Source organism: Amycolatopsis halotolerans, assembly GCF_042647905.1.
Lineage (GTDB): Bacteria > Actinomycetota > Actinomycetes > Mycobacteriales > Pseudonocardiaceae > Amycolatopsis > Amycolatopsis halotolerans.
In genome coordinates this window covers 447,296-472,336 of sequence record NZ_JBHRWI010000020.1, presented here as the reverse complement: position 1 = coordinate 472,336, position 25,041 = coordinate 447,296, and the positions used below count along the sequence as shown (strand labels likewise).

Below are 25,041 nucleotides of genomic sequence, written 5' to 3'. Positions count from 1 at the left end.
GAGTGTTGACCGCCGAGGCGTTGCCCGCGGAGCTACGGCGCGCGATCGTGCAGATCGCCCGTACCCCGCGCCTGCTGGTCGCCTGCGACTACGACGGCACATTGGCCCCCATCACCGCGAACCCGGACGAGGCACGGCCGCTGCCCGAGTCCGTGGGCGCGTTGAGATCTCTCGCCGGCCTGCACGAAACGACCACCGCCGTGATTTCCGGCCGGGCCCTGCGCGACCTCGCGACGCTGTCGCGCCTGCCGTCCGAAGTGAACCTGGTCGGCAGCCACGGATCCGAGTTCGACATCGGTTTCATCCACGCGCTCGACGAGGACGCGAAGGCGCTGCACCGGCGGCTCGAACACGAGCTGGAACAGCTGGTGCTCGACGTGCCCGGGGTGTCGCTCGAGGTCAAGCCGGCGAGCATCGCGGTGCATGTGCGCCGCGCCGAGCACAACGCCGGCCGCCGCGTCCTCGCGGACGTGCACGAAGGCCCGGCGAAGTGGGAAGGCGTCACGACCACTGACGGCAAGGAAGTCGTCGAACTGGCGGTCGTGAAGACCGACAAGGGCAATGCCCTCGACACCCTTCGCCACCAGGTCGGGGCCACCGCCGCGGTGTTCCTCGGCGACGACGTCACCGACGAGAAGGCGTTCGCCCGGCTGGCCGGGCCGGACCTCGGCATCAAGGTCGGCGACGGCGAATCGCTCGCCGAGTACCACGTGCCCGACACCGTCGACGTCGCGATGGTGCTCGCGTTCCTGCTGGAAGAGCGGCGCAACTGGCTCTACGGCGAGTCCGCGACGCCGATCGAACGGCTGTCGCTGCTTGCCAACGAGCGCTCGGTCGCGCTGGTGACGCCGGACGCGAAGCTGACCTGGCTGTGCCACCCCGGCCCGGACGCCCCCGCGGTGTTCGCCGACCTGCTCGGCGGTCCCGGGGCGGGGCACTTCTCGATCAAACCGCACCGCAACGGGCTCCCGCTCGGCCAGCGGTACCTGCCGAACACGATGACGGTGGAGACGCGCTGGTCGCGGCTGCTCGTCACGGACTATCTCGAACCGGAAAGCCCCGGGCACCGCACCGACCTCGTGCGCGTGATCTCCGGCGAAGCGGTGGCACAGGTCGTGTTCGCGCCGCGGCCGGAATTCGGCGGCGTGCCGGTGAAGCTGGTCGCTGAGGCCGAGGGCCTGCGCGTGCTGGGCACGTCGGAGCCGTTCGTGCTGCGCTCGCCCGGCGTCGAATGGTCGATCACCTCCGACGGCCTTCAGGACACCGCGACCGCGCTCGTCCAGCCGACGCCGGAGGAGCCGGTGGTGCTCGAATTGCGGTGCGGCACCACGGATTTCACCGCGCATGAACTGTCCGAAGTGGACCGTCGCGACCGGGCGGGCCGGTACTGGAGCGACTGGGCGGCGAAGCTCAAGCTGCCGACCGTCCAGACCGAACTGGTGCGCCGCTCCGCGCTGACCCTGCGCGGCCTGGTCAACACCGACACCGGCGGCGTGCTGGCCGCCGCGACGTCGTCGCTTCCGGAGGAGATCGGCGGGGTCCGCAACTGGGACTACCGCTATTGCTGGATCCGCGACGCCGCGATGACCGTGCGCGAACTCGTGCACCTCGGTTCGCACGAGGAGGCCGAGGGCTACTTGAAGTGGCTACACGGCGTGCTCGCCACGCTGGCCGGCCCGGAGCGGCTGCACCCGCTGTACACGCTGGCCGGAAGCGTCATCGGCGCGGAGGCGGTCATCGAATCGCTGCCCGGGTACGCCGGTTCGCGGCCGGTGCGCGTCGGCAACCTGGCCAACCACCAGGTGCAGCTCGACGTGTTCGGCCCGGTCGTGGAGCTGGTCGCGACGCTGGCGAAGGTCCGCGGCGAACTGCGCGACGAGGACTGGCAGATGGTGCGCGCGATGGCCGAGGCGGTCACGCGGCGCTGGAGCGAGCCGGACCACGGCATCTGGGAAGAGCGGCACGTACCGCGGCACCGCGTGTACTCGCGGGTGATGTGCTGGGTGACCATCGACCGCGCGGTGCGCCTCGGCGACGAGTACGGCCGCGGCGTCCCAGGAGCCTGGCCTCAGCTGCGCGACCAGATCAAGGCCGACGTCCTCGAGCACGGCTGGAACGACGAGGTGCAGGCGTTCACCACCGCCTACGACGGCACCGACCTCGACGCGGCGTCCCTGTTCGTGGGCCTGACCGGCCTCATCGACCCGGCGGACGAGCGGTTCCAGAAGACCGTGACGGCGATCGAGGCCGAGCTCCGCAGCGGTTCCACGGTGTACCGCTACCGGCGCGACGACGGTCTGCCCGGCGGCGAGGGCGGCTTCCACATCTGCGCGGCGTGGCTGATCGAGGCGTACCTCTGCACCGGTCGGCGCAACGAGGCCGAGGAGCTGTTCGCGCAGATCGTCGGCGCGGCGGGCCCGACCGGGCTGCTGCCCGAGCAGTTCGACCCGGTCGCGGAGCGCTCGCTCGGCAACCACCCGCAGGCGTACTCGCACATCGGCCTGATCCGGTGCGCGAATCTGCTGGCCGAGAAGGCTTGATCAGGCAAGATCGTTAGCACGCCTCGGTGACAAGTGCCGTGAAGGCCGCCTTGCCGGAATCGCATTCCGTTAAGGTGGTCTTCACGAGCATTTGCACGTTCGTTCGGGTTGCCGGCGCGGAGGTGATGCGGTGAAGCAGTACTACGGGCAGCAGTCCGCGGAGTACGCCCCGCTGCCGCCGCTGTTCGCCGCCCGGGTGCGCGTCGCTTCCGTGGTCGTCGGGGTCGCGCTGGCGATCGGCACGCTGCTCGTTTTCGGCATCACCGCGCTCGTGAACCGTCCGCTGCACGGGCACAGCCTGCCGCGCGGCCTGCTCGGTCTCGCCGCCCTGCTGCTGCCGCTGCTGTCCGTGCTCGCCATCGCCGTGGTGGTGCTGTCCGCGCGCCGCTGTCTGCAAGGCGACTACCTCGTGATCGCCCGGGCTCGCAGCACGCGCGCCGCGCTCACTACTTGTTTCACGTTCCTGTCGGTCAGCTGTCTGATCGCCCTCGGGGTGTCCGCGCTGGTGGATCTCTGGGGCAACCACGGCAAGCTCGGCTTCACCGAACTGCTCGCGACGTTCGCGAATTTCGCCATCGGCCTGATCGGCTACAGCGCCGGGCTCTGGTTCGTCCGGCCGTCGGTGAGCACGCTGGAGAAGTTCAGCGACCACCCCATCTGGTAACGCCGTGAACGCTCGCCCGCCATGCGGGCAAGAACAGGTATGCAGGTGACCCATGACGGTCCCGAGCCGGTGTCGACCGGCCCGCAGGACCGCCCCGACCTGGGCGGACCCGATCCCGCCCCGGCCTTCGGGCGGCTGTTCGACGCGCACGCGGCGACCATGCACCGCTACCTCGCGCGCCGCGTCGGCCCGGATACCGCGCACGACCTCGTCGCCGAGACGTTCCTCGTCGCGCTGCGCCGGCGGGAGTCCTACCGGCCGGAGCTGGGCACCGCGCGCTCGTGGCTGTACGGGATCGCGACGAACCTGCTGCGCCACCACGTCCGCAGCGAAACCCGGGCGCTGCGAGCCACCGCGCGGCTCGCGAATTCCAGCGACCGCGGCCACGGCGGGCACGACACCCGGGTCGCCGAGCAGGTGGACGCACAGGCCCGCGCGGCACAGCTGGCCGGCGCGCTCGCGAAGCTGAGCGTCGCCGACCGCGACACGCTGCTGCTGGTCTCGTGGGCCGGGCTGGAACCGGTCGAAGTCGCCGAGGCGCTCGGCATCCCGCCGGGCACCGTGCGGTCGAGGCTGCACCGGATCCGCAGATGGCTGCGCACCAATCCAGGCGCATCGAGCCGCGAGGAGGCGAAGGAACAGTGAACGACGACACCGTGCGGCATCTGTGGTCCGACGCCGAACTCGACGAAGCCCTCGCCGCACTGCACCCGCACGAGGCGGCCACCGACCGCGCCGAACTCGACCGAGCCCGCGCGAGCATGATGCGGGCCGCCGCGGCAGTGAGCGAATCGGACGAACCCGTTGCCCCGCAACGGAAACAGCGCTCCGGCGCGTGGCGGTGGATCGCCGTGGCGGCCGCGGTCGCGCTCGTCACCGGCGGCGTGGTCGTGGTCCGGGAACTCGCCAGCGCGCCGTCGACGCTGGCGCCCGCGGGCCCGGGCTCTTCGACGGACCGCCGCGAAGCGGGCGCGCCGTTCACCCACGTCGTGACCAAGTACAGCCGCACCGCCTGGGTGGAGGGCAGGAGCGCGTTCACCATCCGGGAACAGCTGGACCTGTGGATCCCGGCCAACCCGGCCGGAACCTGGAAAGGCCGGTGGACCCGGTCCTCGCCGCCGGAGCTGATCACCGGGAAGGAAAAGGACAGCGGGGGCCTGCCCGGGCCGTCGCAGTACGAGGAATCCGCACCCGGCGGGCGCTTCACCCAGAACCTGCCCTTCCCGAGCCGCTCGCCGTCCGACTTCCTCTCGCCGGGCTGGTACCACCCGACCCCGGAATTCGTCGCGAGCCTGCCGACCAACGCCAGCCAGTTGACCGCTCGCCTCTTCACCGACCTCAACACTCCGCAGCCGCCCGAGGGCGACGGGCCGATGCCGCAGCCGATGAACTACAGCGGCACTCCGCAGTTCCCCAGCCGCATCAGCTATCCGGAGGGAACCGCGATGATCCTGAACGTCTTCGCTTCCGGGTACGCATCACGGGAGCTGCGAGCCGCTTTGCTGAGTGTGATGGACAAGCCTGGGTTCGGCTTCACCCCCATGCGGGAACGCCCGGACGTAGCGCAGTACACGGCGTCCTCCGGCCTGTACTACCTGCTCGTCTCGGTGGACCCCGCGCAAGCCCAGCTGACCAATATCCAGGTGACCGCCCGGAACAAAAACGCCGGAGTCCCGCCCGGCACCTTGGTCAGCTCCGCGCAGTTCTCCTTCGAGACCACCGAGCGGGCGGGAGACTGATCATTTCGCGTGATTCGCCGCGTTGAGCGCGCTCGCCACGTCGGGCACCTCCAGCACCCGGATGCCGTCCGGGAGCTTGCCGGAATCCGGCGGCACCAACGCGTGCGTGAAGCCCAGCCGGGCCGCCTCGGCCAGCCGGCGGGCGACGTTCGGCACCCGCCGGATCTCGCCCGCCAGCCCGACTTCGCCCACCGCCACCAACCGCGGCGACAGGGCCACGTCGTGCAGTGAGGAGGTCAGCGCGAGCACCAGCGCCAGGTCGATGGCGGGCTCGGTGATCTTCATGCCGCCGACCGTGGCGACGTAGACGTCCTTGTCCCCCAGCTTCATCCGGCCGCGTTTTTCCATCACGGCGAGCACCATGGCGATCCGGGCCGAATCGAGGCCGCTCACCGCGCGTCGCGGCTGCGGCATGCCGCTGCTCGACACCAGCGCCTGCACCTCGCCCAGCAGCGGCCGTTTCCCTTCGACCGCGACGGTGACCGCGGTGCCCGGCACCGGTTCCGCCGTCCGGCTCAGGAACAGCCCGGACGGGTCGGGCACGCCGACGATGCCTTCCTCGGTGAGCTCGAAACAGCCGATCTCGTCCGCCGCGCCGAACCGGTTCTTGATGCCGCGCACCATCCGCAGCGTCGAATGCTTGTCGCCCTCGAATTGCAGCACCACGTCCACCAGGTGCTCCAGCACGCGCGGACCGGCGACCGAACCGTCCTTCGTGACATGTCCCACGAGCACGACCGGCAACCCGCGTTCCTTGGCCAGCGCGACGAGCCCGGAGGTGACCGCGCGGACCTGCGTGACCCCGCCCGGCGAGCCCTCGACCTGCGGCGACGCCATGGTCTGGACCGAATCGACGATCAGCACTCCCGGCTTCACCGCGTCGACGTGCCCGAGGATCGCGGACAGATCGCTCTCCGCGGCGAGGTACATCTCTCCGTGCACGTTGCCGGTGCGCTCGGCGCGCAGCCGGACCTGTCCCGCGGATTCCTCGCCCGTGACGTACAGCGAACGCCCGGCCGTGACCGCCCATTGATAGGCGACTTCGAGCAGCAGCGTGGATTTGCCGACCCCGGGTTCGCCCGCCAGCAGCGCGACCGCGCCGGGCACGAGGCCGCCGCCGAGCACGCGGTCCAGCTCCGGCACGCCGGTGGCTTTCGCCCGGGCCGCCTCGACGTCCACCTCGGCGATCGGCCGCGCGGGCGCGCTCGGCGCTCCGGCGGCCACTCGCGCGATCGCCGGTTTCGCGGAACCGCGCTCCTCGAGCGTGCCCCACGCATGACATTCCGGGCAGCGGCCGACCCACTTCGCCGCTTCGTACCCGCATTCCGCGCACCGATGGACGGTGCTGGTCTTCTTCACCACGCCGCGAGGCTATCGGCGAGCACCGACAGAAACGCGGCGGCGATCAGGAGCGCGGGTGCGCCGGCGCGGCGACCGGCAGCTCGACCACGATCGGGCCGGCGTTCTGGAAGGTGAAGGTGACCTTGATCGTCGCGCCCGGCCACAGCGGCTGCTTCAGGCCCTGCAGCACGACCTTGCCGGTGCCGAGCTGGCTCGCCGCGCCGCCGTTCTCGCCCGCCTGCGGCGCGTTCGACGCCGAGTTGGGGGCGGAGTTCGACGCGCTGTTCGAGGCGGAGCCCGGGGCCGAGCTGGGCGCGCCGTTGGCGGCCGAGTTGGTCTCGGAGGCCGGCGTGCTGTTCGCCGATTCCGGCTGCGCCGGGGCGCCCTGCTCGACCGCGTCGACCGGGCCGATCACGAGCGAGTGGCCGGCGACGATCGCCGGGTCGCCGGAGATCTGCGCGGGCCCGGTCGCGCCCTCGGAGGTCACCGAGACGAGCTTGTCGTCCTTCTGGCCCTGGTTGATCACGGTGAGCGTGAGCGGGGCGGGCGAACCCGCCGCGTAGCCGGGGCCCTGCGCCGGGTACTGCACCGCGACGTTGCGCAGCACGATCGTCTTCACCTGGGCGTAGGTCCCGTTGACGGCGGGCTGCTGGGTGTCGGTCTGGGTGATCTGACCGGCTCCGCAACCGGCGAGCACGAGTGCGGCGCCGAGCGCCGACACGCCTGCGCCGAGCACGCGGCGATTCTGCAGCCTCACGTCAGAGTCCTTCCCTTTCACGGCCTCGTCCTTCCCGAAGACTAGCCGGGCGGTTCTTCGCGCGCGGAACCGGTGTGCGTTCCCGGCCGATCGACTGTCCACAAAGGATCCCACGGTGCCGGTCGGGGCGCTGTCGGCTCACCTGCATGAGCACGGCGAAAACCGGTTTGTCAAGCCCTGCCCAGGCCGCTGACCTGCGACGACGATCCCGGGTCGCTAGGTGGCCGCCGAACAGCCGTGATAGGATGGAGTCAGCGAAAGGGGCAGAGGACACATGGTTTTCAAGGTCGGAGAGACCGTCGTCTACCCGCACCACGGTGCCGCACTCATCGAAGCCATCGAGACCCGCGTGATCAAGGGCGAGGAAAAGAAGTACCTCGTCCTCAAAGTCGCGCAAGGGGATCTTACGGTTCGCGTGCCCGCTGACAACGCCGAGATCGTCGGCGTACGCGATGTCGTCGGGCAAGAAGGACTGGACAAGGTCTTCGATGTTCTGCGTGCTCCGCACACCGAAGAGCCCACGAACTGGTCTCGTCGGTACAAGGCCAACCTGGAGAAGCTCGCCTCGGGCGATGTGAACAAGGTGGCCGAAGTGGTGCGCGACCTCTGGCGGCGAGAAAAGGACCGCGGACTTTCAGCCGGCGAGAAACGCATGCTGGCGAAGGCACGGCAAATCCTGGTCAGCGAGCTCGCGCTCGCGGAGGGCACCGACGAGGGCAAGGCGGAAACGCTCCTCGACGAGGTTCTAGAGACCGCGACGGTCTGACCCCGGGTCCTCCGGTTCGCCGCCGAGGCAACCGGTTCCCTACGATCACGACCTGATGAACCCACAGGTGCTCAGTGTCGCGTTCGTGACTGTCGCGCACCGTCCGGCCGATCCCGAGCTCGCGCTCACGGCGGTCGGTGGTGCAGCACTACTCACGCACACCGTGCGGGGGCTGCTCGGCACACCGGAGATCGATCTGGTTGTCGCCGCAGCCCCCGAGCGGTGTGCGAAGTCGTTTTCCGAGGCTGTGCGCGGCCTCGATTGCCGGGTCGTTCCCGGTGAATCGCTCCGGCAGGCATTCGCCGCCGTCGAGCCCATTCTTTCCCCCAACGCCGTCGTGCTGGTGCACGACGCGCTGCGGGCGTTCACTCCACAACGGACGGTCCGGCAGGTCCTGGCCGCGGTCCGGGACGGCGCGCCCGTCGCGGTGCCGGTGCTGCCGATGTCCGACACGGTGAAAACCACTGACGAGAACGGAATCGTCACCGCCACGGTGGATCGCGACGGTCTCCGCAGCGCGCAAACCCCGGTTGGTTTTTCCCTTTCCGCATTCCGCTCCGCACTCGCCGATTCCGCCGACCCCGGCCTCGCCGACACCGCGGGCGCCGCCACCGTCCCCGGCGACCCGGACGCGATGCGCGTCGCGAGCGCCTTCGAACTGACCCTCGCCGAGGCGCTCGTCGCGGGCGGGGACCGAGAGGATCCCCTGTGACCGATCTGCGGGTAGGCAACGGCGTCGACGTCCATCCGGTCGAGCCGGGCCGGGAATGCTGGATGGCCGGCTTGCGGTGGCCCGGAGTCGACGGCTGTGCGGGCCACTCGGACGGCGACGTCGCGGCACACGCCCTGTGCGACGCCCTGCTGTCCGCCGCCGGTCTCGGCGACCTCGGGGCGGTATTCGGCACCGGCGATCCGCGCATGGACGGCGCGCACGGCACCGACATGCTCGTCGAGGTGCGTACGTTGCTGCGGGCGGAGGGCTGGCAGGTAGCCAACGCGACCGTCCAGGTCATCGGGAACCACCCGCGGATCGGGAAACGGCGCGACGAGGCGCAGCAGGTGCTGAGCGACGCGATCGGCGGACCGGTGAGCGTCTCGGGAACGACGTCGGACGGGCTCGGCCTCACCGGCCGCGGCGAGGGCATCGCGGCGGTCGCGACCGCGCTGCTGGTGCGCGGCTGAGCGAAATGCGCTCGCGCGGGAAATCGTGATATTCCATTTTTGCCGATACTTGACCAGCGAGAACAACACGGCCCGGTAGAACGATCTTCGTCGATCGGGCAAAGATCTCCGCTAACTTCTGCGCTCGTACCCGCGGCTCATTATAGTTATTTCGCGACGTTTGCGGCGGCAGGGAGCGGGGCCGCCCGGGCCAAAGGGGGACGATGCCCGTCGATGCGCATCGATTGTCCGGAGTACGTTCGATCACCGGAAGGCTGGTCGAAGAACTGCTGAGCCGTCCGGGAGGACAGAGCAGACCACTGCCGATCGCGGTGGCGCTAGGCGTGCGCGGCTCCGGGAAGTCGGCGCTGCTGGAGGAATTGCGCACCCGATGCGAGGACATCCCGCACGCGCTCGTCGATTTCGAGCGGCGCGACTGGGAGCAGATTCAACCCCGAGAACTGCTGGGCCACTTGGCGTTTGATCTGGGGAGGCAATGGCGGCAATTCGGCCGTATCGCGTTTCCCCGGCTGTGGCTATGCATGCTCGTGCTCAGCGCGCCGGTGGAACTCGGCGACCGCAGGGCCGCGCTGCGCAAGCTCCGGGACCTGATCGGGAAAAACCAGCCGCTGGAACGCAATCGCGACGCGATCGTGGACGTCGTCAAGCTCGTTGGCGGCGTCACCTCCGGCAACAGCCTCCCTGGCTGGAACGAGGCGACCGAACTGCTGCTGCGCGGGCTCAGCTGGTACGACCGGCGGCGGCTGATGGGCAAGGTCAAGGCCATGCCGACCGGGCACGGCAACCACCAGGACTTCCTGATCGAGATCGCCAAGCACGCGCACGGCGACGAGGACGACCGGGCGGCGGTCGACGCGATCATCTGCGACGCGTTCCTCGCCGACCTGCGCCGCGCGTACTCCGGTCTCTCCGGCACCCGCCGGACGATGAATTGCCTGGTATTGCTGGACAACGCGCACACGAAGGGCGGACAGGACTTCCTGCGCGCGCTCGCCGAATCGCGCAGGCACACACCCGACGAGGCGGATCCGCTCGTGGTGATCGCGACGAGCCGGACGTGGAATCCGGACTGGGGCGAAAGCTGGTCGATGGTCACCGCGCATCCCGGCAGCGACCGGGAAATCCGCCGGAACCCCGAGCATCGGACGAGCGGTCTGGAATGGCCGGTGCCGCGGCTGCCCGCGCACGTGGAGACCGATTGGATCCCCGGCCAGCCGGGCAACCGCTGGTCCCCGTGGTACCTGCTGGAACTCGGCACGCTTTCCAGCGGCGACGTCGTCGATGTCGCCGCCGCGCACGACGTGCATCCGACGTCGCGGCTGCCGCGGTTCCTGTCCCGGCTCACCGACGGACATCCCGGCGCGGTGCGGGAGGTGCTGCACACTGTCGCCGCGCGCTACGAACCGGCCAACCCGAACACGTTGCGGGAAGCCTTGTACACCAAGGTAACCGCGGAAGACGGCAGCGATTCCACTTTGCTCGCCGAGATGTGCGACTACCTGCTGCAGGACTTTTCGACCGCGAGCCGCCAGGAACTCGTCACCGCGAGCGCCGCGGTCGACGTGGAAATGCTGTTCCACAAGGAAATTCTCGATCTGCGCAATCCGATGGGCGAGGGACCGCTGTTCAAGCAGCTCGCCGACCAGCTGTGGCTGCGGGCGGATCCGGACGACCCGTCGCGCTACGTCCTGCACCCGTGGCTGCGCCGGTTGCTGCTGCGGAAGCTGGCCACGCGCGCCGACGATCACCCGTTGAACTGGGAGAAGGTGCACACGCGCTGCCGCGATTTCTACGAGAAGAACGGCCGGGTCGCCGCCGCGCGCTACCACGATCTGGCGCTCGAAAACGTCGAGGCGGTGGTCACGCACCTGTGCAAGCCGCTCGCCGCGGCACACGCCGAGTTCGACGTGCCGACCGCGGAAGCGTGGCTCGCCGAACTGGACACGATCACCGCCGCGCCCAACCGCCTGGTGGAGAACGCGGATCCGTACACCCAGGTGCAGCAGCACGTCGGGGAATGGGAAGGCGAACTGGAGACCACCGTGGCGTGGCTGGTCGCTTCGCTGTGGCTGGCACGCGATCCGCTCGGTGACCCGGGCGGCACCCTCAACGCCACGATCGAGAGCGGATTCCACCATCTGGCCCAAGGCCGGGGACGAGGATCGATGCTGCTGCACGAGCGAGCGGAGCGCTACCGATGACGCAACGGATCAAGCCGCCGCGGCCGACGTGGGCGAAGTGGCTGTGGGGCGGCGGCGCGGTGCTGCTGGTCGTGGTCATCGTCGTCGCGGCGTTCGTCGTGGTCCCGGCGATCAGCGAGGCGAATCGCACCTGCGGCACCGGCGTCGAGGAGCGCGGTGAGAATTCCGAATGCATCGGCACGACTGACGGCGAATTCGTGTTCTCTCCCGACCTTGCGGATGTGGAAAACAGAATTCATCAGGAAAATACCGAAACCGTCGGCTCCGGCAAACCGTACGTGACCATCGCGGTGCTCCTGCCGATGACGCTCACCGACCACGACATTCTCTCCCGCGAATGGGTGCGGCATCAGCTCGAAGGGGCGTATGTCGCGCAGCACCGGGCCAACAAAACGCAGTCGTGGGGCAGCGTGCCGCTCATCCGGCTGCTGCTCGCGAACCCCGGCAGCCAGCTCAAACAGTGGGAGCCGGTGGTCGACGACCTGATCGGCCGCACCGGGGCGGACCGGATCGTGGGCGTGACCGGGATCGGGCTGAGCCTCGACACCGCGCGCAGCGCCATCCAGAAGCTGTCCGACCACCGCGTCCCGGTCGTCGCGTCGCATCTGGCCGCCGACGAGTTCTCGCAGATCCCCGGCTTCCTGCGGGTGTCCCCGACCAGTTCGACCTACGGCAGTTCGATGGCCGGCTACGTGAAGCCGACCGCGCACACCGCCACCGTCGTGCAGGACCAGAACCCCGACGACCTGTACCCGAAGACGCTGGCCACGGCGTTCACCAAGACGTTCGCCGACGCCACGCACCGGATCGTCGGGCGCACCGAGTCCTACGACTCCAGCCTGCCCGGGATCGAGAACACGTTCCTGCAGATGATGCCCAACATCTGCGGCGACAACCCGGACGTCGTCTACTTCGCCGGCCGCGAGGACCACCTGAAGTCGTTCGTCGCGCAACTCGCCCAGCGGCCGTGCCTCGAGAAGCACCTGACCGTGCTGACCGGCGACCTCGCCCAGGTCGGCCCGCCCGGTCCGGAGATGCGCCGCGGTCTCCAGGCGAACGTCACCGTCCTCGCGCCCGGGCTCGCGCACCCGCAGGCCTGGCGCGACCACCCGGAGTCGTTCAACAAGGCGGCCGTCGCGAGCTTCGAAGAACCAGGGTGCGACGGCTGCTTCACGGCGGTCTTCCCCCGGGAACGGCTGGACGACGGCATCGCGATCCTGGCGCACGACGCGGTGCTGACCGTGGTCTGGGCCATCCGGGGGATCCCGCGGGTGTCCCCGGAGCAGGTCACCGCGCAGGACGTGCTGCAGGCCAGGAACCGGCTGCACGGACAGTCCGCGGTACCGGGAGCGAGCGGGATGATCTCGTTCGACGACCGCGGCGACCCGGTGAACAAGGCGGTGCCGATCCTGAAGGTCCGGCTCGACGCGACGCCGGAGTTCGTGGAGCTGTACGTCCCGACCGGATGAGCTGGGGGCCACAAACGGGCGGCAGCGCACCCGGAACGCCCGATAGGGTTGGCGCGTGGCCATCAACGCGGTGTTGTTCGATTTCTCCGGCACTCTTTTCCGGCTTGAGCAGCAGGACGGCTGGCTCGACGACGTACGCGACGACGACGGTTCGGCGCTCGACGTCGAAGCCCAGACCGAGCTGATGCGGCGGATGACCGCGCCGGTCGAGCAGTCCGTCGAACTGGACGAGGAGCACCTGCACGCCTGGCACAACCGCGACCGCGACCCGCAGCTGCACCGGAAGGTGTACCTGGAGGTCCTGCGACTGTCCGGCGTGCCCCGGCGCGACCAGGCCGAGGCGCTGTACGCCCAGCTCATCGCGCCCGACCAGTGGACGCCGTACCCGGACACCGAAGCCGCGCTGAAGGCGGTCGCGAGCAGCGGGCGCAAGGCGGGCGTGCTGAGCAACATCGCGTTCGACATCCGGCCGGCGTTCGGCCAGCGCGGCTGGGACGCCCACGTCTCCGAGTTCACCCTGTCCTTCGAGGTCGGAGCCGTGAAACCGGAGCCGGAGATCTTCCAGGCGGCGATCGAGCGGCTGGGCGTCCGCGCCGAGGAGACGCTGATGGTCGGAGACAGCGAGGAGGCCGACGGCGGCGCCCGGGCGCTGGGCTGCCAGTTCGCCCTGGTCGACCCGCTGCCCACCGCGCAGCGGCCGGACGCGCTGCTAGGCGTGTTGCGGGAGCACGGCGTGCTCTGACGTCTGCGACGTCTCCCACAGTGCTGCCGGTACCCTTTACCTCGTGGCTTTGCACCTGTACGACACCGCGACCCGTGCCCCCCGGGAGTTCTCTCCCGTCCGCAGCGGAACGGCGTCGATCTACGTGTGCGGGGCCACCGTGCAGGGAGTACCGCATATCGGGCACGTCCGCGGCATGCTGAATTACGACGTGCTCCGCCGCTGGCTGCTCCACAGTGGACTGGACGTGCTGCTGGTCCGCAACGTCACCGACATCGACGACAAGATCCTCACCAAGGCCGCCGACGCCGGACGGCCCTGGTGGGAATGGGCGGCGACGCACGAGCGGGCGTTCGAGAAGGCGTACGAGGATCTCGGCTGCCTTCCGCCGTCGGCCACGCCGCGCGCGACCGGGCACGTCACGCAGATGGTCCAGCTGATGGAGCGGCTGATCGAAGCCGGGCACGCGTACGCCGTCGACGGCGACGTGTACTTCTCGGTGAAGTCGTTCCCGGAGTACGGCACGCTCTCCGGACAGCAGCTCGACGAGGTTCAGCAGGGCGAGACGCCCACCCGCGGGAAGCGTGATTCGCGCGACTTCACGCTGTGGAAGAGCGCGAAGCCGGGCGAGCCGTCGTGGCCGACGCCGTGGGGCGACGGGCGGCCCGGCTGGCACCTGGAGTGCTCGGCGATGGCGACCACCTACCTCGGCGCCGAGTTCGACATCCACGGCGGCGGCGTCGACCTGGTGTTCCCGCACCACGAGAACGAGCGCGCGCAGTCGAACGCGGCCGGCGACGGGTTCGCCCGGTACTGGCTGCACAACGCGTGGGTGACCATGTCCGGCGAGAAGATGTCGAAGTCGCTGGGCAACACGGTCGCGATCCCGGCGATGCTGGAGCGCTACCGTGCGCCCGAACTGCGCTACTACCTGGTGCAGCCGCACTACCGGTCCACGGTGGAGTACTCCGAGGGCGCGGTTTCCGAAGCCGCGCAGGGCTACCGGCGGATCGAGGCGTTCCTGCGCCGGGCGGAGTCGGCCGGCCCGGTGGACGTCGGCCCGGTCTCTTCGGAATTCGCCGCGGCGATGGACGACGACCTGGCGACGCCCGCCGCGTTCGCCGTGGTGCACAACACGGTCCGCGACGGTAACGCCGCCCTCGACGGCGGCGACACCACGAAGGCACTCGAATTGGCCGGCACGGTCCGCGGGATGACCGGCGTGCTCGGCATCGACCCGCTGTCGCCGGACTGGGCGGACGGCGGCTCGGACACTCCCGTCCGCGACGCGCTGGGCACGCTCGTGGAAGCCCTTCTGGCCGAACGCCAGGAGGCCCGTGCGGCGAAGGACTTCGCCCGCGCGGACGCCGCCCGCGACCGTCTCGTGGCGGCGGGGATCGCGGTGGAAGACACCCCGAACGGTCCGCAATGGACAGTCAGGAACTCCTGACTTCCTTCGCGGCAGCAGAGATTGAGGATTCATGGCAGGCAACTCACAGCGCAAAGGTGCCATCCGCAAGACCGGCACCAAGAAGGGTGCCGTCGTCGGTTCGGGCGGGCAGCGGCGCAAGGCGCTCGAGGGCAAGGGCCCGACCCCGAAGGCCGAGGACCGGCCCGGGCACAAGGCGTACCGCGCTGCCAACGCCGCCACCAAGCGTGACCAGGCCCGGCAGAAGAAGGCCGACCGGCCGGAGCTGATCGCCGGCCGCAACCCGGTCGTCGAGGCGCTGCGCGCGGACGTGCCGGGCACGGCGCTGTACGTCGCGCTCAACATCGACATCGACGACCGGGTCAACGAGGCCGTCCGGCTCGCGGGCGACAAGGGCATCTCGATCCTGGAGATCCCGCGCGAGGAGCTGGACCGCAAGACCAACCGCGCGATGCACCAGGGTCTCGGCCTGCAGGTGCCGCCGTTCGAGTACGCGCACCCGGACGACCTGATGCAGGCCGCGCGCGACTCGGGCAACACCCCGCTGTTCGTCGCGCTCGACGGCGTCACCGACCCGCGCAACCTCGGCGCGGTGATCCGGTCCGCCGCGGCGTTCGGTGCGCAGGGCGTGCTGCTGCCGGAGCGTCGCAGCGCCGGAATGACCGCGGTCGCGTGGCGTACCAGCGCCGGTACCGCGGCGAAGCTGCCGATCGCGGTCGCCACGAACCTCACCCGCCAGCTGCGCGCGTGGGCTTCGAAGGGCCTGATGATCGTCGGCCTCGACGCTGACGGCACGGTCGACATCGACGCGCTAGACCTGGCTGCGGACCCGCTGGTCATCGTGCTCGGTTCGGAGGGCCGCGGCCTCTCCCGGCTGGTGCGCGAGACCTGTGACGCGACGGTGTCGATCCCGATGGCCGCCGGTGTGGAATCGCTGAACGCCTCGGTCGCCGCCGGCGTGCTGCTGGCCGAGGTGGCCCGCCGCCGCCGGATCGCCGGACGCGTCTGATTTCACTGGAATCACCGGCCTGTTATCGTCGATAACATGCCCGACGACGCCCGCGCCCGCATCATCGCCGCCGCCCTGGACCTGCTGTCCACCGGCGGCCCGGACGCGGTGTCGACCCGCGCGGTGAGCTCCGCGGCAGGCGTCCAGCCGCCGACGATCTATCGGTTGTTCGGCGACAAGGACGGCCTGCTGGACGCCATCACCGTCCAGGGCTATGCCGACTATCTGGAAGCGAAAACGGCCCAGCCCCCCGCCGAGGACCCACTGGAGGACTTGCGGCGGGGCTGGGACCAGCACCTGGAATTCGGCCTGGCCAATCCTGCGTTGTACCTACTGATGACTACCCGTCCCGGCCCCTCTCCAGCTTTGGAGAAGTCGCTGGAGATCCTCGGGGCGCGAGTCAGCCGCATCGCCTCGGCCGGACGGCTCCGAGTGCCCGAGCCGCTCGCCGCTGCGTTGATCCATGCCGCCGGGTCTGGGGCGACGTTGAGCCTGATCGGTACTCCGCCGGATTCCCGCGACCTGGCGGTGTCGGTCGCGGCTCGGGAAGCGGTGATCGCGGCGATCAGCACGGATCGGCCGGTGTCCCGGACTCCTGGACCCGCCGCGGCGGCGATGGCGTTGCGGGCGGTGTTGCCGCAGGTGTCGGGGTTGAGTGCGGCGGAGAAGGCTTTGATGGGCGAGTGGTTGGGCCGGATCACCGACTGAGCCCGGGCTGGAATTGGTTCGCGAGAGCTGCTGTTTCGGATCTCCGCCGCAGGCAACTCCCCGACGAGCCTTGCCGTCGTCGCCTCCGCCAGAACGCTCGCGTCCCCCGCCCTTCCCCACCGCGAGCGGCAGAACCCTCCCAAATCCGTCACCCTGCGTGATTCGTGCTGTGATCCGTCGGGCATCGCCCCGCGGGGCCACCCGCTCGGGCTAAGGTCTCCTCCGGAACCGAGGGGGTCCGTCACCGATGTCGTTCGTTTCGCCGCTGTTCTTGTGGTACTTCATGCCCGCGGTGCTGATCGCGGTCCTGGCGTGCCCGCGCAGCTGGCGCAACGGCATCGTCGCGGTCGCGAGCCTGCTGTTCTACACGATCGGCGCCGGCCCGTACCTGTTCCTGCTGCTGCTCTGCATGGCGGTGAACTTCCTGGCCGGGCCGGCGCTGGAGCCCAGCCCGTGGGACGTCCGCGGCAAGCGCCGGAAGCGGATCCTGATCGGCGTCATCACCCTCGACGTGCTCGTGCTCGTCATCTGGAAGTACGCCGGTTTCGCGACGCAGCAGATCGCGGCCGTCGCGCACTGGTTCGGCGGCGACCTGGGCGTCGCGAACATCGTGGTGCCGATCGGCATTTCCTTCTACACCTTCCACCACATCTCGTACGTGGTGGACATCTACCGCGGCGAACGGCACGCGCTGCGCAACCCGGTGTCATTCGCCGCGTACATCGCGATGTTCCCGCAGCTCGTGGCGGGTCCCATCGTGCGGTACCGGGAGATCGCCGACCAGCTTCCGCAGCGGCGTTCGCACCGGCTGGACGACATCGCCGCGGGCTTCCCGAGGTTCGCGCTGGGCCTGTGCAAGAAGTCGATCATCGCCGACTCGCTCAGCCCGATGGTCGAAGCCTGCTTCTCGACCCCGGCGAACCAGATGACGTTCACGACGGCCTGGCTCGGCGCGATCGGCTACACCCTGCAGCTGTTCTTCGACTTCTCCGGCTACTCGGACATGGCGATCGGCCTCGGCCGCATGCTCGGCTTCCGGCTGCCGGAGAACTTCGCCCGCCCGTACTCGTCGGTGACGATCACGGAGTTCTGGCGCCGCTGGCACATGTCGCTGTCGCGCTGGTTCCGCGACTACGTCTACATCCCGCTGGGCGGGAACCGTTCCGGCGCCGGAAAGACGTACCGGAACCTGTCGATCGTCTTCGTGCTGACGGGTTTCTGGCACGGCGCGCAATGGACGTTCCTGATCTGGGGCTGCTACCACGGCGCGCTCTTGGTCATCGAACGCCGCTTCAACCTCGGCGACTCCCCGGCCAGCCCGGTCGCCCGCATCGCCCGCCGGGTGCTGACGCTGATCCTCGTGGTGTTCGGCTGGGTCTTCTTCCGCTCAGCCGACCTCGGCCACGCCCTGTCGATGATCGGCCACATGCTGATCCCCGACTTCGGCGGCCTCGGCGACGTCGTGGAAAGCGCGCTGACGAACCAGCGGCTGGTGATCCTGCTACTGGCGCTGATCGTGTTCATCCTCCCGGCGCACCCGGTGACCGGCCCGCTGCTGGAATCCTCCCGAAGCCGCGGCGCGACGGCGCTGCGGATCGGGGTCATGACGGTCGGCCTGATCTACGCGGCGATCCTGGTGGCTACGGGGACTTTCAGCCCGTTCCTGTACTACCAGTTCTAATCTCGCCGCACTGCGGGACACTGGTGGCAGACATGCTTTCGGCCTCAAGGGGAAATGCCGCGTAAGCCGCCGGGCGCAGTGCGCACTGGGTTATTCCGGAACTCCTGCGAAAGCCCCGAAGTTCAGCGAAGTCGGGGACTTCGGGCTGGCACTGCAGCGATACCAGGACTTTCTGCGAACTCTTGGCCGTTGGCTGTACGCGCCCGCCGCCGGAAGACGCTCCCGGATCCCTGCGCCGAGGGTAAGATTCGTCCGTTGCCTACCGGAAGGCCCGGAACGATGACCGACCCGACCGAGCCGCCAGATTTGGCTTCCACTCCGAACGTGATCCCGTACGTCGACCCGCATGACGGGCCGCGCCGGTTGCTCACGATCGATATTTCCACGCATATTTTCCACGCCGGCGCCTACATCCCGTTCGCGGGGATCGACGGTCGGCAGTACGTCGTTTCCTGGGGCGCGGTGTCGTTCGAGGTTCCCGCTGACCGCAACGTGCACGTCAGCGTGCACCTGCAGAGCAACGGCGGGGCCGGTTACACGCCGTCGCCGTTCGCGTCGATCATTTTGTACCCGAATCCGTTGCCGCAACGGTTGGCTACGCAGTTCGCACGGGCAGGCATGGGGGCGCTCGTGCCGCTACCGTAAGAGGACGACGGAGGGGGAAGTATGGGTTATCCCGGCATGCCCGGACCAACCAAACAGGCGCGGAACCTCGCTCTGGTGCCCGCCGGAGTGCTCGGACTCAGCGAAATAGTCGTGCTGTGGGCCGAAGCCGCGACCATGATCAACCATGGTTGGGACAGCGGCAGTTACGTGCATCCGCTGTTGGCTGTGCTGAGTATCGCGGTGTTGCCTGGAGCGGCATTGCTCGCGACGCGAGGTCTGCGCCCGGCGCGTTTTCTCGTCGTTCCCGCGGTTGTACAAGCGGTGGTGGCCATTGTTTCGCTGTCGCGTTTGCTCTCGCGGCACGTGCTTGCCGTCGTGGAACTTCAGACGGGCATTGCGGCTGTCGTCGCCGGACTGACGGCGATCGCGCTGCTGCTGCCTCCGGTCGCCAAGCTTCTTCCGGGCGCGCAACCCGCCGGAACGGGCTACGGTCCGGCGGCTTGGACAGCAGCGCAGTACCCGCCGCAGGGATACGCCGGGCAGGTCCCGCAAGCTGGGTACGCGCCTCAGCCGGGCATTACGTATCCGGGTCAGCCCGGGATTCCCGCACAGCCCGGAGTTCCCCCGCAGCCCGGAGTTCCTGTGCAGTCTGGGTTTCCTGCGCAGTCTGGGTTTCCTGCGCAACCCGGATCCTCACCGCAGCCCTGGGCTCCTGCTCAGACTGGGTACCCGATGCCGCCGCCCGGGCCGGGGAATCCCTTGCCGCAGAACGGCTACCCGGCAGCACCAGCTGCACCACAACCTGACTATCCGCCCCAGCCCGGGTATCCACCCCAGCCCGGGTATCCGCCGGGCCAAGGCGGCCAGGGCGGGCCGCCGCCCTCGCACTGATCAATCAGCGTTGGCCGTATCCCTTCAGTTTCTCCACCACATGCTCGATTTCCGCTGGCGGCAACAAACCCGGGCTACCGGCTGAGCGAGCCAGCAGCCACACCTGGCAGACCCATTCCAATTGCTGGGCACGGCTATACGCACTCGACAACGAGTCTCCGTAAGTGATCGTGCCGTGGTTCGCCAGGAGGCAGCCTCGACGATCGGCCAAGGCCGCCAGCATGGCATCGGCAAGCTCGGTGGTGCCGTAGGTCGAGTACGGAGCCACGCGAGCCGTGGGGCCGATTGCCGCGAGCATGTAGTGGATCGGCGGGACTTCGGTGACCAAAGTGGACACTGCGGTGGCGTGCACCGAATGCGTGTGCACCACCGCGTTCACCGGGGCGGACTCCGGATCGACGGCCCGGGTGTACACCGCCAAGTGCATCGGAAGTTCGCTCGTCGGCTTCAGGGTGCCGTCCGCGGGGTTGCCGTCGAGGTCCACCACGGGGATGTCGGCGGGTGTGAGGGCGGCGTAGTCAACACCGGTCGGGGTTACCGCGACCAGGTCGCCAGCTCGCGCCGACACGTTGCCTGACGTGCCGACGACCAAGCCGTCCGCGGTCAGGCGGCGGGCGTACTCGCACACGACGGCACGCTCGTTCTCCAGGATCATTCACAGCCTCCACAGTCCGCGCGCGGCAGACAGGGAAGCCTGGTAGTCGGCGTAACCGCGCTCGTAATCAGCCACATTTTCGGGCCGGGCCTCGACCGTTCGCGAGTTCGCGGCCCAGCGATCCCGATCGTACGGCGTTCCCAGCGCGTCCGCGGCGGTGAGCACGGCACCGCGGGCGCCGACGCCGGGATCGCTCGGGATCACGACCGGACGGCCGAGCACATCGGCGAAAATCCGCAGCCATTCGGGCGAGCGGACTCCTCCGCCGCAGGCGTAGAGCTGTCCCGACAGGCCGGCGGCTTCAAAGCAATGCCGTGCGGCGTAAGCGATCGACTCGCAGAGCGCCCGCACCAGGTCGGCCCGGCCGGTTTCCAGGCTCAGCCCAGAGAATTGCGCGCGAGCTCCGGCGTCGACGAATGGCGCGCGTTCGCCGGATACCGAGAGGAACGGCAGGGCGCGCACCCCGCGAGCGCCGGGACTGCTGCTCGCCAGCAGCGGGTCGATTTCCTCGACGCTGATGCCCAGCAGCTCGCAGGCCCAATCGATGCCTGCCGTACCGACCATCGCTGGCATCGCGTGCAGGTACTCGTGCTCGTCGGGCGTGCACAGGAACATGCCCGCCGGTTCCGCTTCAGGGTCGAAAGCGGGATCTGCGGTGAGCACCTGGCAAGCGAGCGTGGTCCCGGCGGTGAGAATGCCGTCGCCCGGTTTCCGTACGCCAGCGCCGATTGCGCTGGCTGGGAGGTCGAAAGGTCCTGCGGTGACTGGCAGTCCTACTGGCAGCCCGAGCAATTCGGCACCGCGCCGGTCGAGCCGGAACACCGACTTCGCCGGGGCGGGTTTCGCGAACAACGAACGACGATGTCCCAGACCGCAGGCCTCGATCGCCCCGTCGTCGTAGCTGCGGGTGGCCGGGTTCAAGAACGGCAGCGACGCATCCGAAACGTCGACCGTGATCTCTCCGGTGAGCCGCTGCAGCACCGCGTCCACGCAGTATCCGGCCACGGCGGCACGGTCGAGCACCTCGGGCTCATGAGTGTCCAAATAGGACATGATGGCCGCGGTGCAGCCGGGGAACATGCCGGAACCGGTGCGGCGGAAGACTTCCGCGGTCACGCCGTCGGCCTGCCATTTCGCGAGCACTGTGTTCGCCCGGCCGTCGAGCCACGAGATGGCCGGGTGCACCGCGGCACCCGTCTCGTCGCGGAGCCACAGGCCGTCGCCCTGTCCGGTCAACGCCAACGCGGACACTGGCTCGGGCAGCGCGGCCGCGACCTCGCGCACCACCGTCGCGACCGTGCCGACGACCTGGTCGAGGTCCTGCTCGACCCGGCCGCCCGGAAGGTGGCGCACCTCGGACGGCGTGCACGCGCTCGCGATGGAGCTGCCGTCCTCGTCGAACACCACGGCCTTGGTGAGCGACGTCCCGATGTCGACCCCGACAATCACGGCCGTCGCTCCAGCACCTCGGGATTCGCGAGGTTGGCGAGCTGCTCGCCGCGCGCGTACCGGCCGACCTCCGCGGCGACGATCGCGGCCGCCCGCTCTGCGGTCTGCCTGCTCGCGCCGGCGAGGTGCGGGGTCGCGATCACGTTGGGCGCGTCGCGCAGCGCCCAGTCCGCAGGCGGCGGCTCGACGTCGTAGACGTCCAGCGCGAGCGCGCCGAGCCGACCGGAACGCAGAGCCTCGGGCAGCGGCGCGTAGTCGAGCAGGCCGCCGCGGGCGGTGTTCACGAGGACCGCGCCCTCCGGCAGCAGGTCGAGTTTGCTCGCGTTGATGAGGTGCCGGGTTTCCTCGGTGAGCCGTGCGTGCAGGCTCACGACGCGGCTCTGCCGGAGCAACTCGTCCAGCTCGACAAGCTGTGCGCCATCGGCCTCGACCGCGGCGCGGCCGGCGTAGGGGTCAGCCACCAGGACGTTCGCCCCGAACGCGACGAGCACCTTGGTGACCCGGGACCCGATCGCGCCGTACCCGACGAGGCCGACGGTGGTGCCGCCCAGCTCGAGCCCGGCCTGGTCGTAGGCGTAGTAGTCGCCGCGCCAGGTGCCGGCGAGCAGTTCGGCCGAGGACGTCGAGATCCGCCGCATCGCGGCGAGGATCATGCCGACGGCGAACTCGGCCGCCGCACCCGCGTTGCGTCCCGGCGCGTAGGTGACGGCGACACCCGCCTCAGCGGCGGCAGCGAGGTCGACGTTCACCGGCCCTCCCCGGCACACCGACACGAGCTTGAGCGCCGGCGCGGCGGCGAAGACCTTCTTGGTGAACGGAGCCATCTGCGTGACGACGGCCTCGGCACCGGCGAGTGCCTCGATCACCTGGTCTTCGGTACCGCTGGCCTCCAGCACGTTGCCGACCGGCCCGAACGGCTCGACCGGCCACGGCAGCGTCAGCTCGGCGACCTCGTGGTCGCCGCCGAGTTCCGCGCGGACGGCTCCGGCCAGCAGGCCGGGGCTGACGAAGTGGTCTCCCGCAGCGAGAATGTGCAACTCTGCTCCCTCACTCGCTCTGTGCCGATTGTGCGCCACGGCGGACGCCTTGGTCAGTGGGCGTTCTCGTACTCGGTGATGTGCGCGACCTTGGTCGCGCTGGCCGACGCCGGATCGAAGCGGTATCCGACCCATTCGGCCACGATCTTCTTCGCCACCTCAGGACCGATCGCGCGGGCTCCGAAGGTGATCACCTGGCAGTCGTTCGATTTGATCGACCGCTCGGCGGAGTACGAATCGTGCGCGACCGTCGCCCGCACGCCGGGAACCTTGTTCGCCGAAATCGCCATGCCGATGCCGGTGCCGCAGACGAGGACGCCGCGGTCTGCCTCGCCGCGGGCGATCGCTTCCGCCGCGGCCAGCCCCAGCAACGGGTACGCCCGGTCGTCCGCCGCGTCCGGCACGCCGAGGTCGGTCACCTCGGCGACCCGTTCGTCGGCCCGCAGCAGGTCGCGCAGCTGATTCTTCAGTTCGACCCCGGCGTTGTCCGCCGCCACCACGATGCGCATCAGTCAGCGCTCCTTTCCAGCTCCTCGCCGACAGCCGTGACCAGCAGCGAGAACGACACCGCACCCGGGTCCGAATGACCCTCGCTCCGTTGCGCGAGCCGCGCAGCGCGTCCCTTCGCCGGACGCAAGTGCGCGGTCTCCTGCGCGGCCACAACCGCGGCTCCAGCGGCCTTCCGCCATGCCTGCACTGCTTCCGAGCCCGCCTGCTCTCGCAGCGTGGCCCGGAACGGCTCGATCGCGTCGAGCATCGTCTTGTCGCCCGGTTCGGCCTTGCCCAGCTCGCAGAACGCCCGAACCGCACCGTCGACCGCGTCAGCGAGCATCACCGTGGTGATGTCCGCGGCGGCCACGCCGCTCAGACCGGCTCCGGTTTCCGCCAGCAGCACGCCGTACAACGCGCCCGAGGCACCGCCAGCCGCATCGGCGAACGCGGTGCCGGCGGCCAGCAACGCACCGGAAACCGTGTCCGGCTCGCGCCGAGCGGCGGCGACGGCGGCGCGCATTCCGCGAGTCATGCCGAGCCCGTGGTCTCCGTCCGCGGCCACCGCGTCGAGCCTGCCCAGCTCGGCTTCGTTCTCCTCGATGCTGCGCAAAGCCGCGGTGAGGACCCGGTCGACAACGCTGGTCCCCGGAGCCTCCTCGGTCAGCAATTCGTCCACTGTGGACTCAAGCTCGACCGTGGTCAGCTCGGCACCGCTGGTGCGATAGCCCGGGGTGTCGCACGGCGCGGCGTACAACTCGGCCAATTCGTCGTCCAGCACCAGGATCGACAGCGAAACCCCGGCCATGTCGAGCGACGTGACGAACTCCCCGACCTCGGAGTGCACGGGGCTGATCCCGGCTTGGGCGAGCCGTTCGTGCACGCGGGTGTAGGTGACGAACATTTCCTCGTATTTGGTGCGGCCGAGCCCGTTCACCAGCACGACCACCCGGCCGTCACCCTCGGGCAGCTCCGGCAGGAGGCCGTCGACCAGCTCGTCCGCCAGCTCCGCCGCGGACAACCGGCCCACCGTGCGCACGCCTGGTTCACCGTGAATGCCGAGACCCAGCTCCATTTCCCGGTCCGCGACGGTGAACAGAGGCGCGTCCGCACCGGGCAGCGTGCAGCCGCCGAACGCGACGCCGAACGTCCGCGTGCGAGCGTTCGCTTTCGCCGCGACCTCGTGCACTGCCTCAAGGCTGTAACCGCGCTCGGCCGCCGCGCCCGCGATCTTGAAGACCAGGAAGTCGCCCGCCACGCCGCGCCGACGCTCCGGTTCGGTCGCCGGGCCGCTCGCGATGTCGTCGGTGACCAGGATGGTGCGGCTCGGAATGCCTTCCGCCGCCAGCCTGCGGGCGGCGAGTCCGAAGTGGAGCACGTCGCCTTGGTAATTGCCGAAACCGAAGAGGACGCCGGCGCCGTTGTCCGCCGCCCGCGCCGTGCGGTAGACCTGCTCGGCGCTCGGGCTCGTGAACACGTCTCCGACCACCGCGCCGTCCGCCAGGCCAGGACCGACGAGACCGGCGAACGCGGGGTAGTGCCCGCAACCGCCGCCGATCACAACCGCGACCTTCGGGCTCGTCGGAGCCTCGCGGCGAACGACGCCGTAGGCATCCGGCACCTTCTGTACCGTGCGGCCGTACGCGGTGACGAACCCGTCCAGCCACTGCCGCTTGAACGTGTCCGGGGAACCCAAGGTGGTCATGG

General features: G+C 69.6%; 23 protein-coding genes. 16 read left to right on the top strand and 7 right to left on the bottom strand.

Annotation, left to right across the window (positions count from 1 at the left end; all coding sequences use genetic code 11):
- Nucleotides 1–5: 5 nt before the first annotated feature.
- The 4 genes from otsB (at nucleotide 6) to ACFORO_RS17255 (ending at nucleotide 4,943) form a co-directional block, all read left to right on the top strand.
- Nucleotides 6–2,540 (top strand): trehalose-phosphatase, encoded by a 2,535-nt coding sequence (gene otsB, locus ACFORO_RS17270; RefSeq protein WP_377871111.1) that lies wholly within the window; start codon nucleotides 6–8, stop codon nucleotides 2,538–2,540.
- A gap of 130 nt (nucleotides 2,541–2,670) precedes the next feature.
- Nucleotides 2,671–3,204, top strand: coding sequence for a hypothetical protein (locus tag ACFORO_RS17265; protein ID WP_377871112.1), 534 nt, complete (start codon nucleotides 2,671–2,673; stop codon nucleotides 3,202–3,204).
- A gap of 39 nt (nucleotides 3,205–3,243) precedes the next feature.
- Nucleotides 3,244–3,849: an RNA polymerase sigma factor gene (locus ACFORO_RS17260; RefSeq protein WP_377871114.1), complete on the top strand. Its 606-nt coding sequence runs from the start codon at nucleotides 3,244–3,246 to the stop codon at nucleotides 3,847–3,849.
- Nucleotides 3,846–4,943 carry a hypothetical protein gene (locus ACFORO_RS17255; RefSeq protein WP_377871115.1) on the top strand — a complete coding sequence of 366 codons (1,098 nt, stop codon included), beginning with the start codon at nucleotides 3,846–3,848 and terminating at the stop codon, nucleotides 4,941–4,943. Before ACFORO_RS17260 ends, ACFORO_RS17255 begins: the two co-directional genes overlap by 4 nt.
- Here the strand turns inward: ACFORO_RS17255 and radA are convergent, their stop codons facing one another.
- Nucleotides 4,944–6,305: a DNA repair protein RadA gene (radA, locus tag ACFORO_RS17250; protein ID WP_354739820.1), complete on the bottom strand. Its 1,362-nt coding sequence runs from the start codon at nucleotides 6,303–6,305 to the stop codon at nucleotides 4,944–4,946.
- Nucleotides 6,306–6,348: 43 nt separating this feature from the next.
- Nucleotides 6,349–7,041 (bottom strand): hypothetical protein, encoded by a 693-nt coding sequence (locus tag ACFORO_RS17245; protein ID WP_377871116.1) that lies wholly within the window; start codon nucleotides 7,039–7,041, stop codon nucleotides 6,349–6,351.
- A 274-nt stretch (nucleotides 7,042–7,315) separates the two neighbouring features.
- Between ACFORO_RS17245 and ACFORO_RS17240 the strand changes: the two genes are divergently transcribed.
- From ACFORO_RS17240 to ACFORO_RS17185, 12 genes are all read left to right on the top strand, one after another.
- Nucleotides 7,316–7,807, top strand: coding sequence for a CarD family transcriptional regulator (locus ACFORO_RS17240; RefSeq protein WP_009084200.1), 492 nt, complete (start codon nucleotides 7,316–7,318; stop codon nucleotides 7,805–7,807).
- 55 nt (nucleotides 7,808–7,862) lie between these two features.
- Complete coding sequence (locus ACFORO_RS17235) at nucleotides 7,863–8,519, top strand: IspD/TarI family cytidylyltransferase (RefSeq protein ID WP_377871117.1); 657 nt, start codon at nucleotides 7,863–7,865, stop codon at nucleotides 8,517–8,519.
- A 5-nt stretch (nucleotides 8,520–8,524) separates the two neighbouring features.
- The gene (gene ispF / locus ACFORO_RS17230; protein WP_377871185.1) at nucleotides 8,525–8,989 is read left to right on the top strand and encodes a 2-C-methyl-D-erythritol 2,4-cyclodiphosphate synthase; all 465 of its coding nucleotides are present in this window, start codon (nucleotides 8,525–8,527) and stop codon (nucleotides 8,987–8,989) included.
- Between the two features lie 203 nt (nucleotides 8,990–9,192).
- A complete protein-coding gene (locus ACFORO_RS17225) occupies nucleotides 9,193–11,190 on the top strand; it encodes a hypothetical protein (RefSeq protein ID WP_377871118.1) in 1,998 nt (665 codons plus the stop codon).
- A complete protein-coding gene (locus ACFORO_RS17220) occupies nucleotides 11,187–12,659 on the top strand; it encodes an ABC transporter substrate-binding protein (protein WP_354739815.1) in 1,473 nt (490 codons plus the stop codon). The genes ACFORO_RS17225 and ACFORO_RS17220 overlap by 4 nt, the downstream gene beginning before the upstream one ends.
- A 55-nt stretch (nucleotides 12,660–12,714) precedes the next feature.
- Nucleotides 12,715–13,401: an HAD family hydrolase gene (locus tag ACFORO_RS17215; RefSeq protein ID WP_377871119.1), complete on the top strand. Its 687-nt coding sequence runs from the start codon at nucleotides 12,715–12,717 to the stop codon at nucleotides 13,399–13,401.
- Nucleotides 13,402–13,444: 43 nt separating this feature from the next.
- Complete coding sequence (cysS, locus tag ACFORO_RS17210; RefSeq protein ID WP_377871120.1) at nucleotides 13,445–14,830, top strand: cysteine--tRNA ligase; 1,386 nt, start codon at nucleotides 13,445–13,447, stop codon at nucleotides 14,828–14,830.
- Nucleotides 14,831–14,861: 31 nt separating this feature from the next.
- Nucleotides 14,862–15,818, top strand: a complete 957-nt coding sequence (rlmB, locus tag ACFORO_RS17205; protein ID WP_354739809.1) for a 23S rRNA (guanosine(2251)-2'-O)-methyltransferase RlmB — start codon at nucleotides 14,862–14,864, stop codon at nucleotides 15,816–15,818.
- A 36-nt stretch (nucleotides 15,819–15,854) separates the two neighbouring features.
- Entirely contained in the window at nucleotides 15,855–16,526 is a 672-nt protein-coding gene (locus ACFORO_RS17200) for a TetR/AcrR family transcriptional regulator (RefSeq protein ID WP_377871121.1), read from the top strand.
- 247 nt (nucleotides 16,527–16,773) lie between these two features.
- Nucleotides 16,774–18,207 carry an MBOAT family O-acyltransferase gene (locus ACFORO_RS17195; protein ID WP_354739805.1) on the top strand — a complete coding sequence of 478 codons (1,434 nt, stop codon included), beginning with the start codon at nucleotides 16,774–16,776 and terminating at the stop codon, nucleotides 18,205–18,207.
- A gap of 279 nt (nucleotides 18,208–18,486) precedes the next feature.
- Nucleotides 18,487–18,852, top strand: a complete 366-nt coding sequence (locus ACFORO_RS17190) for a hypothetical protein (RefSeq protein WP_354739803.1) — start codon at nucleotides 18,487–18,489, stop codon at nucleotides 18,850–18,852.
- Between the two features lie 36 nt (nucleotides 18,853–18,888).
- Nucleotides 18,889–19,704 (top strand): hypothetical protein, encoded by an 816-nt coding sequence (locus tag ACFORO_RS17185; protein WP_377896583.1) that lies wholly within the window; start codon nucleotides 18,889–18,891, stop codon nucleotides 19,702–19,704.
- Between the two features lie 4 nt (nucleotides 19,705–19,708).
- Here ACFORO_RS17185 and ACFORO_RS17180 read toward each other — a convergent pair whose 3' ends face one another.
- Genes ACFORO_RS17180 through ACFORO_RS17160 form a run of 5 tightly spaced genes read right to left on the bottom strand, consistent with a single transcriptional unit; the run spans nucleotide 19,709 to nucleotide 25,039 of the window.
- Nucleotides 19,709–20,359 carry a class II aldolase/adducin family protein gene (locus ACFORO_RS17180; RefSeq protein WP_377871123.1) on the bottom strand — a complete coding sequence of 217 codons (651 nt, stop codon included), beginning with the start codon at nucleotides 20,357–20,359 and terminating at the stop codon, nucleotides 19,709–19,711.
- Nucleotides 20,360–21,808 (bottom strand): FGGY family carbohydrate kinase, encoded by a 1,449-nt coding sequence (locus tag ACFORO_RS17175; RefSeq protein WP_377871124.1) that lies wholly within the window; start codon nucleotides 21,806–21,808, stop codon nucleotides 20,360–20,362. It abuts the gene before it with no gap.
- Nucleotides 21,805–22,845 (bottom strand): 2-hydroxyacid dehydrogenase, encoded by a 1,041-nt coding sequence (locus ACFORO_RS17170; RefSeq protein WP_377871125.1) that lies wholly within the window; start codon nucleotides 22,843–22,845, stop codon nucleotides 21,805–21,807. The genes ACFORO_RS17175 and ACFORO_RS17170 overlap by 4 nt, the downstream gene beginning before the upstream one ends.
- Nucleotides 22,846–22,898: 53 nt before the next feature.
- Nucleotides 22,899–23,354: a ribose-5-phosphate isomerase gene (locus tag ACFORO_RS17165; RefSeq protein WP_377871126.1), complete on the bottom strand. Its 456-nt coding sequence runs from the start codon at nucleotides 23,352–23,354 to the stop codon at nucleotides 22,899–22,901.
- A complete protein-coding gene (locus ACFORO_RS17160) occupies nucleotides 23,354–25,039 on the bottom strand; it encodes a dihydroxyacetone kinase family protein (RefSeq protein ID WP_377871127.1) in 1,686 nt (561 codons plus the stop codon). The genes ACFORO_RS17165 and ACFORO_RS17160 overlap by 1 nt, the downstream gene beginning before the upstream one ends.
- Nucleotides 25,040–25,041: the final 2 nt, after the last annotated feature.

What these genes read in the sequence shown, in the direction of transcription:
- ACFORO_RS17195 (WP_354739805.1), top strand. Translation starts at nt 16,774, where the DNA reads ATGTCGTTCGTTTCGCCGCTGTTCTTGTGGTACTTCATGCCCGCGGTG.
- ACFORO_RS17200 (WP_377871121.1), top strand. Translation starts at nt 15,855, where the DNA reads ATGCCCGACGACGCCCGCGCCCGCATCATCGCCGCCGCCCTGGACCTG.
- ACFORO_RS17220 (WP_354739815.1), top strand. Translation starts at nt 11,187, where the DNA reads ATGACGCAACGGATCAAGCCGCCGCGGCCGACGTGGGCGAAGTGGCTG.
- ACFORO_RS17190 (WP_354739803.1), top strand. Translation starts at nt 18,487, where the DNA reads ATGACCGACCCGACCGAGCCGCCAGATTTGGCTTCCACTCCGAACGTG.
- ACFORO_RS17160 (WP_377871127.1), bottom strand. Translation starts at nt 25,039, where the DNA reads ATGACCACCTTGGGTTCCCCGGACACGTTCAAGCGGCAGTGGCTGGAC.
- ACFORO_RS17225 (WP_377871118.1), top strand. Translation starts at nt 9,193, where the DNA reads ATGCCCGTCGATGCGCATCGATTGTCCGGAGTACGTTCGATCACCGGA.
- rlmB (WP_354739809.1), top strand. Translation starts at nt 14,862, where the DNA reads ATGGCAGGCAACTCACAGCGCAAAGGTGCCATCCGCAAGACCGGCACC.
- ACFORO_RS17165 (WP_377871126.1), bottom strand. Translation starts at nt 23,354, where the DNA reads ATGCGCATCGTGGTGGCGGCGGACAACGCCGGGGTCGAACTGAAGAAT.
- ACFORO_RS17185 (WP_377896583.1), top strand. Translation starts at nt 18,889, where the DNA reads ATGCCCGGACCAACCAAACAGGCGCGGAACCTCGCTCTGGTGCCCGCC.
- ACFORO_RS17235 (WP_377871117.1), top strand. Translation starts at nt 7,863, where the DNA reads ATGAACCCACAGGTGCTCAGTGTCGCGTTCGTGACTGTCGCGCACCGT.
- ACFORO_RS17180 (WP_377871123.1), bottom strand. Translation starts at nt 20,359, where the DNA reads ATGATCCTGGAGAACGAGCGTGCCGTCGTGTGCGAGTACGCCCGCCGC.
- ACFORO_RS17240 (WP_009084200.1), top strand. Translation starts at nt 7,316, where the DNA reads ATGGTTTTCAAGGTCGGAGAGACCGTCGTCTACCCGCACCACGGTGCC.
- ACFORO_RS17260 (WP_377871114.1), top strand. Translation starts at nt 3,244, where the DNA reads ATGCAGGTGACCCATGACGGTCCCGAGCCGGTGTCGACCGGCCCGCAG.